This window comes from Marinobacter sp. (genome assembly GCF_965229985.1).
Taxonomy (GTDB): Bacteria; Pseudomonadota; Gammaproteobacteria; order Pseudomonadales; family Oleiphilaceae; genus Marinobacter.
Window position 1 is genome coordinate 3,722,221 of record NZ_OZ245935.1, and the last position, 14,130, is coordinate 3,736,350.

The 14,130-nt window shown below is 59.5% G+C and carries 15 protein-coding genes; 7 read left to right on the top strand and 8 right to left on the bottom strand.

The genetic code is table 11. The annotated features are described in order from the left end of the window. Positions 1-55: 55 nt before the first annotated feature. Both ACO06L_RS17025 and ACO06L_RS17030 read left to right on the top strand, forming a co-directional pair. Complete coding sequence (locus ACO06L_RS17025; protein ID WP_201257918.1) at positions 56-562, top strand: disulfide bond formation protein B; 507 nt, start codon at positions 56-58, stop codon at positions 560-562. 100 nt (positions 563-662) lie between these two features. Then, on the top strand, positions 663-1,142 hold the full coding sequence (locus ACO06L_RS17030) for an Rsd/AlgQ family anti-sigma factor (RefSeq protein WP_064228459.1): 480 nt from the start codon (positions 663-665) through the stop codon (positions 1,140-1,142). A gap of 92 nt (positions 1,143-1,234) precedes the next feature. On the opposite strand, the gene ACO06L_RS17035 is transcribed toward ACO06L_RS17030, so the two are convergent. From ACO06L_RS17035 to ACO06L_RS17045, 3 genes are all read right to left on the bottom strand, one after another. Beyond that, positions 1,235-1,951: an FKBP-type peptidyl-prolyl cis-trans isomerase gene (locus ACO06L_RS17035; protein WP_064228458.1), complete on the bottom strand. Its 717-nt coding sequence runs from the start codon at positions 1,949-1,951 to the stop codon at positions 1,235-1,237. A gap of 124 nt (positions 1,952-2,075) precedes the next feature. Continuing rightward, positions 2,076-2,462: a DUF4124 domain-containing protein gene (locus tag ACO06L_RS17040; protein ID WP_064228457.1), complete on the bottom strand. Its 387-nt coding sequence runs from the start codon at positions 2,460-2,462 to the stop codon at positions 2,076-2,078. Beyond that, entirely contained in the window at positions 2,459-3,016 is a 558-nt protein-coding gene (locus ACO06L_RS17045) for a TIGR02444 family protein (RefSeq protein ID WP_202347996.1), read from the bottom strand. The genes ACO06L_RS17040 and ACO06L_RS17045 overlap by 4 nt, the downstream gene beginning before the upstream one ends. 46 nt (positions 3,017-3,062) lie before the next feature. Here ACO06L_RS17045 and ACO06L_RS17050 point away from each other — a divergent pair, with 46 nt between their 5' ends. Further along, on the top strand, positions 3,063-5,003 hold the full coding sequence (locus ACO06L_RS17050) for an ATP-binding cassette domain-containing protein (RefSeq protein ID WP_202347995.1): 1,941 nt from the start codon (positions 3,063-3,065) through the stop codon (positions 5,001-5,003). 6 nt (positions 5,004-5,009) lie between these two features. On the opposite strand, the gene ppx is transcribed toward ACO06L_RS17050, so the two are convergent. Then, the gene (gene ppx / locus ACO06L_RS17055; RefSeq protein ID WP_202347994.1) at positions 5,010-6,536 is read right to left on the bottom strand and encodes an exopolyphosphatase; all 1,527 of its coding nucleotides are present in this window, start codon (positions 6,534-6,536) and stop codon (positions 5,010-5,012) included. 303 nt (positions 6,537-6,839) lie between these two features. On the opposite strand from ppx, the gene trxA reads away from it, so the two are divergent. Beyond that, a complete protein-coding gene (trxA, locus tag ACO06L_RS17060; protein ID WP_008169901.1) occupies positions 6,840-7,166 on the top strand; it encodes a thioredoxin TrxA in 327 nt (108 codons plus the stop codon). 64 nt (positions 7,167-7,230) lie between these two features. Here trxA and ACO06L_RS17065 read toward each other — a convergent pair whose 3' ends face one another. Genes ACO06L_RS17065 through moaB form a run of 4 tightly spaced genes read right to left on the bottom strand, consistent with a single transcriptional unit; the run spans position 7,231 to position 9,763 of the window. After that, entirely contained in the window at positions 7,231-7,677 is a 447-nt protein-coding gene (locus ACO06L_RS17065) for a molybdenum cofactor biosynthesis protein MoaE (RefSeq protein ID WP_202347993.1), read from the bottom strand. 1 nt (position 7,678) lies between these two features. Continuing rightward, positions 7,679-7,939, bottom strand: a complete 261-nt coding sequence (locus ACO06L_RS17070; RefSeq protein WP_202347992.1) for a MoaD/ThiS family protein — start codon at positions 7,937-7,939, stop codon at positions 7,679-7,681. Between the two features lie 2 nt (positions 7,940-7,941). Continuing rightward, entirely contained in the window at positions 7,942-9,156 is a 1,215-nt protein-coding gene (gene glp / locus ACO06L_RS17075) for a gephyrin-like molybdotransferase Glp (RefSeq protein WP_202347991.1), read from the bottom strand. 34 nt (positions 9,157-9,190) lie between these two features. Further along, positions 9,191-9,763 (bottom strand): molybdenum cofactor biosynthesis protein B, encoded by a 573-nt coding sequence (moaB, locus tag ACO06L_RS17080; RefSeq protein ID WP_202347990.1) that lies wholly within the window; start codon positions 9,761-9,763, stop codon positions 9,191-9,193. Between the two features lie 365 nt (positions 9,764-10,128). Between moaB and rho the strand changes: the two genes are divergently transcribed. From rho to ACO06L_RS17095, 3 genes are all read left to right on the top strand, one after another. Continuing rightward, on the top strand, positions 10,129-11,391 hold the full coding sequence (rho, locus tag ACO06L_RS17085) for a transcription termination factor Rho (RefSeq protein WP_008169890.1): 1,263 nt from the start codon (positions 10,129-10,131) through the stop codon (positions 11,389-11,391). Between the two features lie 245 nt (positions 11,392-11,636). Next, entirely contained in the window at positions 11,637-13,124 is a 1,488-nt protein-coding gene (gene ubiD, locus ACO06L_RS17090) for a 4-hydroxy-3-polyprenylbenzoate decarboxylase (protein WP_202347989.1), read from the top strand. A 1-nt stretch (position 13,125) separates the two neighbouring features. Then, on the top strand, positions 13,126-14,130 hold the full coding sequence (locus ACO06L_RS17095) for a 2Fe-2S iron-sulfur cluster-binding protein (protein ID WP_202347988.1): 1,005 nt from the start codon (positions 13,126-13,128) through the stop codon (positions 14,128-14,130).

A 14,130-nucleotide genomic window follows, 5' to 3' on the forward strand; every position in this document is an offset into this window, starting at 1 on the left:
GAATAGCAGGCCCAGTGGCCGCTTGCAGTTTCAATTCACGATTCGAGGTGTTCTTTTGACCAGCAGATGGGTTTTCGGGCTTATTTTCCTTGTATGTGCCGCGCTTCTGGGTGTGGCGTTTTATATGGAGCATGTGATGGGGCTGGAGCCCTGCCCGCTTTGCTGGTTACAGCGGTTCGGCTTTATGGGGGCCGGTCTGGTGAGTTTCCTGGCCTTTCTCCAGGGTCCCACCGGATTCGGCGCTCGGATCTACGGTTTCCTGCTGGTGTTGACCGCCGGAGCCGGTCTGGGCGTCGCCGGACGGCAGTTGTGGCTGCAGAGTCTGCCGGCAGACCAGGTGCCAGCGTGTGGGCCCTCAGTTGATTACATGCTTGATGTCCTGCCCTGGTTTGAAGTCTTGTCTACCGCGCTGCAGGGTACGGGGGACTGTGCTGAAGTGGTCTGGCGGTTCCTGGGTTTGAGCATCCCTGGCTGGACTGCCGTGTTTTTCTCTCTGCTGGTTATTACCGGTCTGGTTCTGATGTTTCGCCGGCAAAAACCCCGGGAGTGGATTCGGAGCTGAAACGGTTGCGGGGGACAGCAGCCATGGGGTAACTTGATCCAAACCTAATAAAAATCAAAACCGAAACAGAAGTACCGAAGACAAGCGGAGAACAGGCGTCATGTTGGAAAATTGCCGAAATGCCAGGGAGCGCTGGGGTGGCGTCAGCGAACTGATTGATCGCTGGCTCAAGGAGCGTCAGGAGCTGCTGGTGCATTACTGCGACCTGTCCGGGGAGAATGACTTCTCGCAGACGGAAGCGCTGAGAGAAAAGTTCGTGCGCCTGTGTGAGGTGCTGGTGGATTACGTATCTACCGGCCATTTTGAGATTTATGAGCAACTGGTTCGCGAAGCCAGGGAATTCAACGATGGCGGCCTCGAATTGGCGGCCAAGGTTTACCCCCGGATTGAGCAGACCACTGAGGTCGCCCTTAACTTCAATGACCGTCTGGATGGCCGGGAATTGTCGGAAGAGGATGTCAAAGAGCTGTTCGGTGAGTTGTCGAAGCTGGGTGAAACCCTGGAGACCCGGTTCGAGATGGAGGATTTCCTGATCGAGCACCTTCACAATGCCCACGCCGGCAAAGTGGCCTCTGCCTGAGAATACGCCTGAATCAAAAAAGCCCCAGCCGGTAACGCCGGGCTGGGGCTTTTTTATGGCTGCGCCAGAACTGGCCGCCGCCTGCCTGGAGCTTAGTCTCCAGAGCCGGGATTGATCTCGAGCAGCTCGACATCAAACACGAGAGTCTCGTTCGGTCCGATTGCCCGGTTACCACCTGGGCCGTAAGCCAGGTCGGAAGGAATGTAGAGCTTGTAGCGGGCACCTTCACTCATCAACTGAAGGCCTTCGGTCCAGCCGGGAATCACCTGGTTAAGGGCGAAGGTTACCGGCTCGCCGCGCTCGCGGGAGCTGTCGAACACCTCACCGGACAGCAGTTCACCAGTGTAGTGCACCTGAACCGTGTCGGTTGCTGCCGGCTTTTCGCCGTCACCCTGCTCAAGCACTTCATACTGAAGGCCTGAGTCGGTGGTTTCCACACCTTCACGCTCGGCATTCTCTGCCAGGAAGGCCTCTCCGGCATCCAGATTCTTCTGGGCCAGCTCTTCCATCTGCTTGCCCTGCTCCTCCTGCAGCTGCTGCTGGTAGGTCATCAGGGCCTGCTGGATTTCCTCGCGGCTCATGCGCTTGGCTTCATCATCGCCAGCGTGGCCGTGCTGGATGCCCTGGAGGAACTGATCCATCTGCAGGTTCGGCAGGTCGTTACCCATGCGCTCACCCAATACCAGGCCCATTCCATAACTGACCTTCTGGTCGGTGGATTCCAGTTTCGGTTGTTCCGGGGCTTCGGGCGGAGTGGAACAGCCGGCAACAAGTCCGGTCACTGCCAGTGCAAGGAGCGTTTTCTTCATTGCATTATCCTTTAACGTCGGTGCTCGGGGCAGGGCCCCGCGTTGTGTTTGTCAGAACGCAGAAGGTAACGGGTTCCGGCGTCAGATGCCACTGAACATGTGTTAAGAAAGCGGACGTGTCAGCTCAGCTGCCGTTGGTACCGGCGGCGGATGGTCCCAGAGAAAAAGGGGCGTTATAGGGGGATCGCCAATCTGTTTCCGGTTCCTGGGGCTGGAGGCGCGGAAAGGCCTTGTCCCGCCGTTCGATGGCGAGGGTGTTCCAGCGGCCCTGTTCCGGCGGCTGGTCAGCATAGTGCCAGTTGCCGTCGGTATCCTGCCACTTGAACACGATCTCGGGGCCCTCGGTGGGAATCGGTGAGGGCACCAGGCCTTCGAAGGCGGGAATTTCCGGCTGTTCCTCTTCTGCCACTGGCTCGGATACCTGCTCCGGATCGTTCAGGCCGAAGAAGATGAGCAATAACAGCAATCCGAGAGCCGGAAATGAGAGCCGTATTAGCCATTTCATCATCATGGCTGGTGGTCTCCCTTGGGAAAGTGGGCCAGGGTTTCGGCCAGTGTATTCAGCAGGGGCCTGGCACTGTCATCAACGGGTGATGTCGGTGCAGCCGCAACCAGATTGGTGATGATCAGTGCGTCGCGTCCCTGCATGTAAGTGTTTTCCGGGTTGTTGGTCATTAGCGTTCGCCAGCTCAGGGCCAGTTCGATCTGTTCGGCTTCAAGCTCCAGACCAGCGATGCCGGTACGGAGCTTTTGACAGTTGTCGGCATTGCCGGGCAGCGATTTTCTCGCACTGCGTAGCGCAACGGTTACACGGTTGCGCCACTCTGTTACCGTAGCGTCCTCGACCCCGGCGAAGATCCTGCCGGAGAGTGCTAGCCAGGCCGCACTGAGAATCCGCGTCACGCTCCAGCCCTGATTCTGAAGGGCCAGGCAGCTGTTCTGTACGTCCGGATATTTCCAGAACGCCAATGCAAAACGCCAGAGTGGGTTCTCCGGTTCCAGATCTGCCGGCAGTTCCAGCGGCGGTGTCGAGAAATCCGGGATGGTAGCCGAGCCGACCGACATAGGCGCTGTGCCTTCCCTGAACACTTTACGTTGATAAAATGAAAACATGTTAACGATAACCGATCTCAGTTTACAACGGGGCGGCGTCTGGTTGCTAGAATCCGTCAACCTTACCGTTCAGCCCGGTCAGCGTGTCGCCATCGTCGGTGCCAATGGTGCCGGCAAATCCAGTCTTTTCCAGCTCTTGCTGGGCCAGTTGGCGCCGGAGCAGGGAGCGGTCTCCCTACCCGGTGGTTGTCGCATTGCCCACATGGCACAGGAAGTCGAAGCAACCGACCGCAGTGCCCGGGATTTTGTCCTTGATGGCGATCTGGATCTGCGTCGCCTTGAAGCGGAGCTTGCCAGGGCAGAAGGCGCCGGTGATGACCATGCCATTGCCCGCATACACGGGGAACTGGATGTGCACGAGGCCTGGTCTGCAGCCCGCAGGGCCGAGGCATTGTTGCGGGGGCTGGGATTCACTGACGAGGACGCCGACCGGCCGGTGTCGGCGTTTTCCGGTGGCTGGCGGATCCGGCTTAACCTGGCCCAGGCCCTGATGCGACCTTCGGATCTGCTGCTTCTGGATGAGCCAACCAACCACCTGGATCTGGATGCCTGTCTGTGGCTTGAGAATTGGCTGCGGCGCTATCCCGGTACCCTGCTGTTTATCTCCCACGACCGCGATTTCATGGATAGGGTCGCTACCCATGTCGTGCATTTCGATCGCCGTAACCTGGAACTGTATACGGGTAATTACTCAGCCTTTGAAGGCCAGCGCAGTGAACGTCTGGCCCAGCAGCAGGCCGGTTTTGAGCGCCAGCAGGCCAGGATCGCTGAAATTCAGCGCTTCATCGACCGGTTCAAGGCCAAGGCCACCAAGGCCCGCCAGGCCCAGAGTCGGGTCAAGGCCCTGGAGCGGATGGAGCGCATTGCCCCGGCTCATATCGATTCTCCCTTCAGTTTTGAATTTCCAGTGGCCGAAAAGGTCTCCAATCCCCTGCTGTCGATCCGCAACGGCAAGGCCGGGCATGGTCATACTCCAATCCTGGACGGCATCAATCTGACTCTGTTGCCCGGCAGCCGGATTGGCCTGTTGGGCCCCAATGGCGCCGGCAAGTCCACGCTGATGGATGCGCTTCGCGGTGAGGGTACCTTGTTGTCCGGGGATCGAACCTGTGGCGAGCATCTGGCCATCGGTTCTTTCGCCCAGCATCAGCTGGAATCACTGGATCTGGATGCCAGCCCGTTTCTGCATTTGCAGAGGCTGGCGCCGAAAGCGTCAGAGCAGAGTATCCGGAACTTCCTCGGTGGGTTTGATTTTCACGGCGATGAGGCTTTGAGCGCCGTCCGGTCATTTTCCGGCGGGGAAAAGGCCCGGGTGGCGCTTGCCGTTATTGCCTGGCAGAAACCGAACCTACTCCTGCTGGACGAGCCCACCAACCACCTGGATCTGGAAATGCGCCAGGCCCTGACCATGGCACTGCAGAACTTTGAAGGCGCCATTGTGGTGGTCTCCCACGACCGGCACCTGCTGAGAAACACGGTGGACGAGTTCTGGCTGGTCAATGACGGCCGGGTGACGGAATACCAGGGTGATCTTGAGGACTACGAGCGCTGGCTGGCCGACCGCCGGAAAGATGATACCGAAGCGCCCAGACGAATGCCGGCCGGACAGCAGGCTGCGGAAGAGACTGCTGACGTGGGTGAGAGTGCCGAAGACCGGAAGGCACGCAAGCGGGCAGAGGCGGCCGTGCGCCAGAAACTCAGTCCCTATCGTAAAAAGCAGACTGCTCTGGAAAAGGAAATGGAGCAGCTTCAGCAGGCGTTGTCAGCTCTGGAGGAACAGCTGTCCGATCCGGGTCTTTATGACGACAGCGGCAAAGCGCGTCTGAAAGAGCTGCTGGGCGAGCAGGCCACCGCAACCGCCCGCCTGGAAGAGGTGGAGGCCCAGTGGCTTGAAGTCAGTGAAGAGGTGGAATCCCTGGAGGCAGAGCTGAGCGGCTGAATGCCGTCAGCCGCCGTTCAGTTCCAGAACAAAATCCTGTTTGGCGAGATAGTCCCGCTCGTTTTCCAGGTCGGCCAGGGTCAGTGGCCTGTCATCCAGCCAACCCGACGGAAACTCCAGCACCAGCTTGTCTTTGTGAGCAGTGAGGGTGAAGGCCGGAGGTTGTTCCATATTGCGCGGGTGTTGAATCAGAACCGCCAGGCGAACCAATACGCAGAGGTAACGCAACCTTGCGATATCTTCCGGATCCAGCCCCTCGAAAATGGCGGAGGCGAATTTGCGCCGGTGGCCGCGCACCAGTGTGGCAAGGTCCCGCTGGAACTGCTGCGTAAAGCCGGGCAGGTCCGAGTAGCGCAACAGGTAGGCACCGTGTTTGTGATACTGGCTGTGGGATATGGTCAGTCCGATCTCATGGAGTCGGCAGGCCCAGCGCAGGACCTCTTCATCTGCTGCCGTGTTCAGTCCCCAGGCATCGGCCACCTGCTGCCAGGCGGCCACGGCAGTTTCCTCTACCGCTGTGCCATGTTCCTGGTCAACATGGTAACGCTCCTGCAGCGCGGATATGGTCCGCTCCCGGACGTCCTCGTGCTGGATGCGCCCGACAATGTCGTAGAGCAGGCCCTCCCGCAATGCGCCGTCGGCGAAAGCCATGTCCCGGATGCCAAGAGACTGGAATGCCCCCATCAGAATGGCAAAGCCCGCCGGAAAGATGCTCTGGCGATCCGAACGTACGCCCAGGTCCCCCAGCTTTTCAGTTTTGCCCATATCCACCAGACGCTTGCGAAGCTCCTGCATGGCGGCAAGGGTAATGGTGCCGTCGGTGATTTTCAGGGTCGCCAGTATGCTGGCAATGGCCTTGATCGAGCCGGATGAGCCGACCGCGCTCTGCCAGCCCACGGAACGGTAGTGCTGACGAATATTGAGCAGTTCCTGCTCGGCATGGGTCACTGCCTTGTCCATCTGCCGCTTGGTGATCTTGCCGTCCGGGAAATACCGGTTCCGGAAGGAGACGCAGCCCATGTGCAGGCTTTCAAGCTCCTGGGGCTCGAACCGCTGGCCGATGATGAACTCGGTGCTGCCACCGCCGATATCGATCACCAGCCGGCGTCCGATGTCGTCAGACAGGGTGTGGGAGACGCCCAGGTAGATCAGGCGTGCTTCCTCGCGGCCGGCAATGATCTCCACCGGATAACCCAGCACCTCTTCCGCCCGGGTCATGAATTGATGGGCATTTCGGGCGACGCGCAGCGCGTTGGTGCCAACAATCTGCACCGCTTCCGGGGGCATCCCCTTGAGCCGCTGTGCGAACCGGCCCAGGCAGGCCAGGGCCCGCTCCTGGGCCTCTTCGGTCAGCCGGTTATACTGATCCAGCCCGGCGCCGAGCTGTACCTTTTCTCCCATCTTCTCGAGGGTCCGGATTTCCCCATGCACTAGTCGGGCAACCACCATGTGGAAGCTGTTCGAGCCCATGTCGATGGCTGCGAGAACCTCGGGTGAGGCGGCAGCGTTTTCGGCGGTGGATGCGGCCGTCACGTGGTCGGAATCCTTTTGATATGAACGTGCCGGGTACTATAAGCGAAATCCCTCAGGCCTGTCAGTAACCGGAAAACCCGGTGTTTGACCGGGGTCAGGCGTAGATCGATCCATGGTAGTGGATCTACCGCTTCACATCCGGCTGATCAATCGCGTAAAGTATGTCGTACCGTGATTTGGGTGAAAGGTTGTCTGCAAACCCGGGCAGCCTTCAGCGACAGTCAACAGCACCTGTGCCCGGTATGGTAATCCCACCAGGGACATGCCGATGTGCAGCAGTAGTGCATGAATCAGGAAAAGGTAATGAGCGGAAATATCGTAAATGTAACCGACGCTTCTTTTGAGCAGGATGTACTGCAGTCCGACGTCCCCGTATTGGTGGACTACTGGGCCGAGTGGTGCGGTCCCTGCAAGATGATTGCGCCGGTGCTTGAAGAGATTGCCGACGAATACGACGGCAAACTGAAAGTCTGCAAGCTCAACATTGACGAAAACGAGCAGACCCCGCCGAAGTTCAACATCCGTGGTATCCCCACCCTGATGCTGTTCAAGAACGGCAATGTGGACGCCACCAAGGTCGGCGCACTCTCCAAATCCCAGCTGGCGGCCTTCCTGGACAGCAATCTCTGATTGCAGTCGGGCCACCAGAAACCGCTCCTGAGTCGAGGCTCAGGGGCGGTTTTTTTATGGCCAGTTACTTCCAGTCCCCAGAGCGCGCCAGATCGGATTCTTTCTGTTCCACCCAGTGTTCTCCGTCTGAGGTGATTTCCTTCTTCCAGAACGGCGCCGATGTCTTCAGGGCGTCCATGATGAATTCGCAGGCCGCGAACGCGTCCCCTCGGTGCGCGCTGCATACTCCCACGAAGACAATCTGGTCGCACAACGCCAGGCGCCCGACCCGGTGAATGACTCGGGCCTTGCGCACATCCCAGCGTTTTGAGGCCTCATCAATAAGCCCCTGGATCACCTGTTCCGTCATCCCGGGGTAGTGCTCCAGGTAAAGTCCCGTGACGCCCTGCAGGTCGCCGCTGTCCCGCACCAGGCCGGTAAACGTTGCAATAGCACCGGTGCCGGCACCGCTGTCACGAAGCGCGGCGTACTCGGTGGCAACATCAAAATCTTCAGACTGGACCGAAATCATCTCAACCTCCGGTGACCGGCGGGAAAAAGGCCAGCTCATCGCCGGCTTTTACCTCGGAACCGGGTTTCGCCATGGTCTGGTTGATCGCAATCATCACTGGCTGGTCGCCCTGCAACTGGCTCCAGGGGCCGCCCTGGCTGGCCAGCTCTGCCAGCACATCGCCAGCGGTCAGGCCGGGCCTGGCGTCTACGGCCAGTTGGTCGGTTTTCAGCTCCTCGCGCAGGCGGGCAAAGAAACGTACCGTAATCGTGTTATCACTCATGGTCAGCTCAACAGTTCCGCAAACGAATAGTAGGTTAGCAGGTCACCGGGGCTTACTGTGGTGTTTTCGGGCACCACGGCCAGTCCATCCGCCCAGCAGGTGGAGCTCAGGATGCCGGAGCTCTGGTTCGGATAGGCAGCAACCACTGGCTCCGAGCCCCGGGTTTCCTTACGGGCCCTGACAAATTCCCGGCGTACTGATGCCGAGGAAATGGAAAAGTCGGCCGGTATCCGCTCTCCGGAGAGGGCTTTGGGATTCCGCCCCTGGCGTTTCCGGATGTAGGGCATGCCCACCATCAGGAAAGTGACCAGCACGGATCCGGGATTGCCGGGCAGTCCCAGCACCGGTGTTCCGCCGATGGCGCCAAAAGCCACGGGTTTTCCGGGTTTGATCGCCATTTTCCAGAGCGACAGGCTGCCGGACTCCTCCAGTACCGCGCGCACGTGGTCTTCCTCACCCACGGATACGCCCCCGCTGGTGATAATCAGATCGGCAGACTCCGCCGCACGCAACAGCGTTTCCCGGGTGGCCTCGCGTTTGTCCTTCAGTGTCTCGCACAGCACGACGTTGCAACCGGCTTCGGTGAGCAGCCCCATTAGGGTGAAGCGGTTACTGTTGTAGATCTGTCCCGGCCCGAGGGGCGTGCCAGGGTCCACCAGCTCATCTCCGGTGGAGAGAATGGCGACTTTCAGCCGCGCCAGAACGGCAACCCGGGCAACGCCCATGGACGCCAGCAGCCCCATCTCGTTCGGGCGCACCTGTGTGCCTTTTGCCAGCGCAAGGTCGCCCCGGGTCAGATCCTGGCCCCGTCGGCGAATATTCTGGCCTCGGTCTACCTCTGCCTGGACAAGAATTCCGCCGTCCGTCACCTCAATCCGCTCTTGCATCACCACCGAGTCGGCACCCTCGGGAATCTCTGAGCCGGTAAAAATGCGCGCGGCAGTGCCGGGCTCCAGGGGCTTCGGCGCTTCACCGGCCGGAATCCGCGCCGAGACCGGTATGGGCTGATCGCCATGAAGATCCTGTTTGCGCAGGGCGTATCCATCCACCGCACTGTTATCGGCCGGCGGCACGTCAGCCGGTACGTAATGGTTTTCGGCTAGTACCCGGCCCAGGGAGTCGGCCAGGGCGACGGTTTCAATCTGCGTAACCACCGGTGCCTCCAACAACAGGTGGTCCAGGGCATCTTCCAGGGGCGTGAGGTTTGGGTTGGCCATCAAATCTGAACTCCGATCAGGATATCTTCTCGCCTCAGCGCTGGGCGCGCTGTCCAATCACTTCATTGAGCCGCTGCATGGGCTTCTCGGGTTTGCGCAGGACCAGGCCCGAGAAATTGCACGGGGTATGACGGCTGTCCAGCTGACTGAGGAGAATGCCTTCCCAGCCGGTGCGGCAGGCACCGGTTGAGCCGGGCAGGCAGAAGATCACCGTATGGTTCGCCATCCCCGCCATCGCCCGTGACTGCACGGTCGAAGATCCGATTTCGGCGGCGGACAGGCGACGGAATTCCTCGCCAAAGCCTTCTACGGTTTTGTCCAGCAGAGGCCTGACTGCCTCCGGCGTGCTGTCCCGCTCAAGCAGACCGGTGCCACCGGTAATAATCACGACATGCACCTGTGAATCGGCGATCCAGTTGGACATCAATGCCCGCACCAGATAGACGTCGTCAGGCAGGATCCGGCGGGCCACCAGGTTGTGGCCGGCCTCGACCACGCTGTCCTCCAGGAACTGCCCGGAGGTGTCCTGTTCAGGCCCCCGTGTATCGGACACGGTCAGCAGGGCAACATTCAGGGGTTTCAGTTCGGTGCTGGGTACACTGCTCATGGATGGTGCTCCAGAATCATTGAAAAGTGGTTATACGCCAGTATCGCCATCACGGGCTTCCAATGGAAGGGAGTAACCCATCAGGGGGAGGCGCCACAGGCCTGTTGTGGCCGGTTTGGCGTGAAATTGCCGTTAATTTGTGCAGTGCACTTGACATTCGCCAGTCAGGTGGCCGATGATCGCTCTTGCCCGGCGAACGGTTGTTCCCACTCTCTGGCTTCAGTACCTTAATTCCGGACTCCATCTACACCGGTTGCTCCAACTGGCCAGCATCAAGTTCAGCGTTTTTTTACGATCAATACGTTCAGGGGCACCCCTGTCATTCCAATACTCGTTTACTTCCATTCCTGAAAATCCAACAAACTATGAATCTTACTGAACTCAAGCAGAAATCCGTGCCCGAATTGCTCGATATTGCGCAAGAGATGGGCCTCGATAACCTGGCTCGTTCGCGCAAACAGGATGTGATCTTCACCATTCTGAAGAAGCACGCAAAAAGCGGCGAAGACATCTACGGCGACGGCGTACTGGAAATTCTGCAGGACGGCTTCGGCTTCCTCCGTTCCGCCGATGCCTCCTACCTGGCGGGACCGGACGACATATACGTCTCTCCCAGTCAGATCCGTCGGTTTAACCTGCGCACGGGTGATACCGTTGCCGGCAAGATCCGCCCTCCCAAAGACGGCGAACGCTACTTTGCCTTGTTGAAGGTCAGCGAGATCAATTTCGACAAGCCGGATAACGCCCGAAACAAGATTCTCTTTGAGAACCTCACGCCCCTGTTCCCGGACGAGCGCCTGATGCTCGAGGCCGGTAACGGCAGCACCGAGGATCTCTCCTCGCGAGTGCTGGATCTGGTGGCGCCTATCGGCAAGGGCCAGCGTGGCCTGATCGTGTCTCCGCCCAAGGCCGGTAAAACACTGCTGATGCAGAGCATTGCCCAGTCCATCACCCGTAACAATCCCGAGTGCCATGTGATGGTACTGCTGATTGACGAGCGGCCAGAGGAAGTGACCGAGATGCAGCGCACCGTGCGCGGCGAAGTCATCGCCTCCACCTTCGACGAGCCGCCGGCCCGTCACGTTCAGGTGGCCGAGATGGTGATTGAAAAGGCCAAGCGTCTGGTCGAGCACAAGAAGGACGTGGTTATCCTGCTGGATTCCATCACCCGTCTGGCTCGCGCCTACAACACGGTTATTCCGTCCTCAGGCAAGGTCCTGACCGGTGGTGTTGACGCCCACGCCCTGGAAAAACCCAAGCGCTTCTTCGGTGCCGCCCGTAACGTGGAAGAAGGCGGAAGCCTGACCATCCTTGCCACGGCGCTGGTCAACACCGGCTCCAAGATGGACGAGGTGATCTACGAGGAGTTCAAGGGCACCGGCAACATGGAGATCCATCTGGATCGCAAGATTGCCGAGAAGCGGACCTATCCGGCCATCAACATCCGCAGCTCGGGCACGCGTCGTGAGGATCTGCTGATGAGCGAGGCGGATATCCAGCGGGTCTGGATCCTGCGCAAGCTCCTGCACTCCATGGACGACGACACCGCCGCCATCGAGTTCCTGCTGGACAAGCTCAAGGACACCAAGACCAACGACGAGTTCTTCCAGTCCATGAAGCGCCGTTGATTTCTCCCTAGCTAGGACTAGCGCCTCTGGTTTTGGGGCGGGCAGAGCCGGGGAGAACCTCCCCGGACACGCCGTGAACCCATCCCTGGGGGCTCGGCATTGCCATCCCTGGCAATGCACGGTCCGGGGAGGTTCTCCCCGGCTCCGCCGTTCATACCAAGTGCGCGCATCTTGTTCCAACTGCCTCAAAGCAGTCCAGCGACCAACGATCTCCGTAGTACTGGCATATCTGAACGGAGTAACCGATGAAATACAACGACCTGCGAGACTTCATCGACCAGCTGGAAAAGCTGGGTGAGCTGAAACGAATCAGCGTTGAAGTCGATCCCCATCTCGAAATGACCGAAATCTGCGACCGCACCCTGCGGGCAGGTGGTCCTGCGTTGTTGTTTGAAAACCCCAGGGGCTATGACATGCCGGTGCTGGCCAACCTGTTCGGGACACCGAAGCGGGTGGCGCTGGGTATGGGTCAGGATAACGTTACGGCGCTTCGGGATATCGGTAAGCTGCTGGCGTTTCTCAAGGAACCGGATCCCCCCAAGGGCTTCCGGGACGCCATCGAGAAACTGCCGCTGTTCAGGCAGGTGATGCGCATGAGTCCCAAGGTACTTCGTTCTGCGCCCTGCCAGGATGTGGTGATCGAGAAGGATCAGGTGGACCTGTACCAGATACCGGTTCAGCACTGCTGGCCCGGCGATGCCGGACCGCTGGTGACCTGGCCCCTGGTGATTACCCGTGGGCCCCATAAAGAACGCCAGAACCTGGGCATCTACCGGCAGCAGGTCATCGGTCGCAACCGTCTGATCATGCGTTGGCTCAGTCACCGCGGTGGCGCCCTGGACTTTCAGGAATTCCAGAAGGCCAATCCGGGCCAACCCTATCCGGTTGCCGTGGCTCTCGGTGCCGATCCGGCGACTATTCTGGGGGCGGTGACGCCGGTGCCGGATACGCTGTCGGAATACGCCTTTGCCGGGTTGCTTCGCGGCAGCCGGACCGAGCTGGTCAAGGCGGGGCTGAGCGATCTGCAGGTGCCGGCGAGCGCCGAAATCGTGCTGGAAGGTTTCATCTACCCGGATGATATGGCGCCGGAAGGACCGTTCGGTGATCACACCGGTTACTACAACGAAGTGGACCACTTCCCGGTATTCACCGTAGAACGGGTCACTCATCGTCGGGATCCGATCTATCACAGTACCTATACCGGTCGACCGCCTGATGAGCCGGCGATTCTCGGGGTGGCCCTGAACGAGGTCTTTATTCCGATTCTGCAGAAGCAGTTCCCGGAGATCGTGGATTTCTACCTGCCGCCGGAGGGCTGTTCCTATCGGCTTGCAGTGGTGACCATGAAGAAACAGTACCCCGGCCATGCCAAACGGGTGATGATGGGGGTATGGTCGTTTCTTCGGCAGTTCATGTACACCAAGTTTGTGATTGTCACGGATGACGACGTGAATGCCCGTAACTGGGAAGACGTGATCTGGGCGATCACTACCCGAATGGATCCAACCAGGGATACCACGCTGGTGGAGAATACGCCCATCGATTACCTGGACTTCGCCTCACCGGTCTCCGGCCTGGGTTCCAAAATGGGGATGGATGCCACCAACAAGTGGCCGGGTGAGACCACCCGGGAGTGGGGTGAGCCGATCGCCATGACCGAAGAGGTGAAAAAGCGCGTCGATGAGTTGTGGGATACCCTGGGCATTGAAAGTCCGGCATCGCGCCCCGACTGATATGGGCAGTGAACACAAGGCGGTGCGGCTTTTGCCCTCTGGTATCGCCTTCACTGTGGCGCCGGGCGCAGATTTGCTTGGCGCTGCCGCGCAGGCTGGCATTGATGTGCCGGCGGCCTGTCGTAATGGGGTATGTGAAATCTGCGAGGCCCAACTGCTGGCCGGCAGCGCGCTGAATACCCGAAACCAAAAGACTATAGAGGTCGGCGAGCGTTTGATGATGTGCCGAAGCATCCCGCTCACGGACCTGGAACTGGAGATATCCGCCGTTATGGCAGCTGGAAACAATCAGCCTGGCAAGTTTCAGGCAAAGGTCGTGGACGTACGTTCCATCAGTCACGATGTCTATCGCGTTGAGCTGCAGCTTCCGCGGCGTCGGGAACTGTCGTTTCACGCCGGGCAGTACCTGTCGGTTAATCTGCCTGACGCAGACCCCTGTTACTTCTCCATCGCCAGCAGCCCATCGGCCCAGAACATCGAGCTGCATATCCAGGCGACCCCGGAATGGGTGTCCGCGCAGAAGGTTATTGATGCCCTGACGTCTGGTGGCGAAGTGACCGTGGAGTTGCCCCATGGCAAGGCATGCCTGGCATCCGCACCAACGAAACCCTTGTTGCTGGTGGCCGCTGGCACCGGTTTTGCCCAGATGAAAAGCCTCGTGGATTACCTCCGGGAAACGTCCTACGACCAGCCGCTGAAACTGTATTGGGGAGTGCGTCGGCATGAAGACATGTACCTTCGCGCCCTGGCACAGCAGTGGCAGGACGAGTGGCCGTGTTTCACGTTCCTGCCGGTGGTGGGGGATGATGAGGATAATGACTGGGCCGGCCATCACGACCAGCTGGTTCGCGCGGTGCTTGCTTCCGGAATGGACTGGAACAACGTGGAAGTCCATGCCAGCGGTTCGCCCACCATGGTGTACACCCTGATGGATGCCCTGGTAGATGCGGGCCTGCCCGAAGAGGCGTTCTTCTCTGACGTGCTGGAGTACGCACCAAGGACCTGA

Coding starts and splice junctions, on each gene's coding strand:
- ACO06L_RS17030 (WP_064228459.1), top strand. CDS start 663: ATGTTGGAAAATTGCCGAAATGCCAGGGAGCGCTGGGGTGGCGTCAGC.
- ACO06L_RS17035 (WP_064228458.1), bottom strand. CDS start 1,951: ATGAAGAAAACGCTCCTTGCACTGGCAGTGACCGGACTTGTTGCCGGC.
- ACO06L_RS17040 (WP_064228457.1), bottom strand. CDS start 2,462: ATGATGATGAAATGGCTAATACGGCTCTCATTTCCGGCTCTCGGATTG.
- ACO06L_RS17045 (WP_202347996.1), bottom strand. CDS start 3,016: ATGTCGGTCGGCTCGGCTACCATCCCGGATTTCTCGACACCGCCGCTG.
- ACO06L_RS17050 (WP_202347995.1), top strand. CDS start 3,063: ATGTTAACGATAACCGATCTCAGTTTACAACGGGGCGGCGTCTGGTTG.
- trxA (WP_008169901.1), top strand. CDS start 6,840: ATGAGCGGAAATATCGTAAATGTAACCGACGCTTCTTTTGAGCAGGAT.
- ACO06L_RS17065 (WP_202347993.1), bottom strand. CDS start 7,677: ATGATTTCGGTCCAGTCTGAAGATTTTGATGTTGCCACCGAGTACGCC.
- ACO06L_RS17070 (WP_202347992.1), bottom strand. CDS start 7,939: ATGAGTGATAACACGATTACGGTACGTTTCTTTGCCCGCCTGCGCGAG.
- glp (WP_202347991.1), bottom strand. CDS start 9,156: ATGGCCAACCCAAACCTCACGCCCCTGGAAGATGCCCTGGACCACCTG.
- moaB (WP_202347990.1), bottom strand. CDS start 9,763: ATGAGCAGTGTACCCAGCACCGAACTGAAACCCCTGAATGTTGCCCTG.
- rho (WP_008169890.1), top strand. CDS start 10,129: ATGAATCTTACTGAACTCAAGCAGAAATCCGTGCCCGAATTGCTCGAT.
- ubiD (WP_202347989.1), top strand. CDS start 11,637: ATGAAATACAACGACCTGCGAGACTTCATCGACCAGCTGGAAAAGCTG.
- ACO06L_RS17095 (WP_202347988.1), top strand. CDS start 13,126: ATGGGCAGTGAACACAAGGCGGTGCGGCTTTTGCCCTCTGGTATCGCC.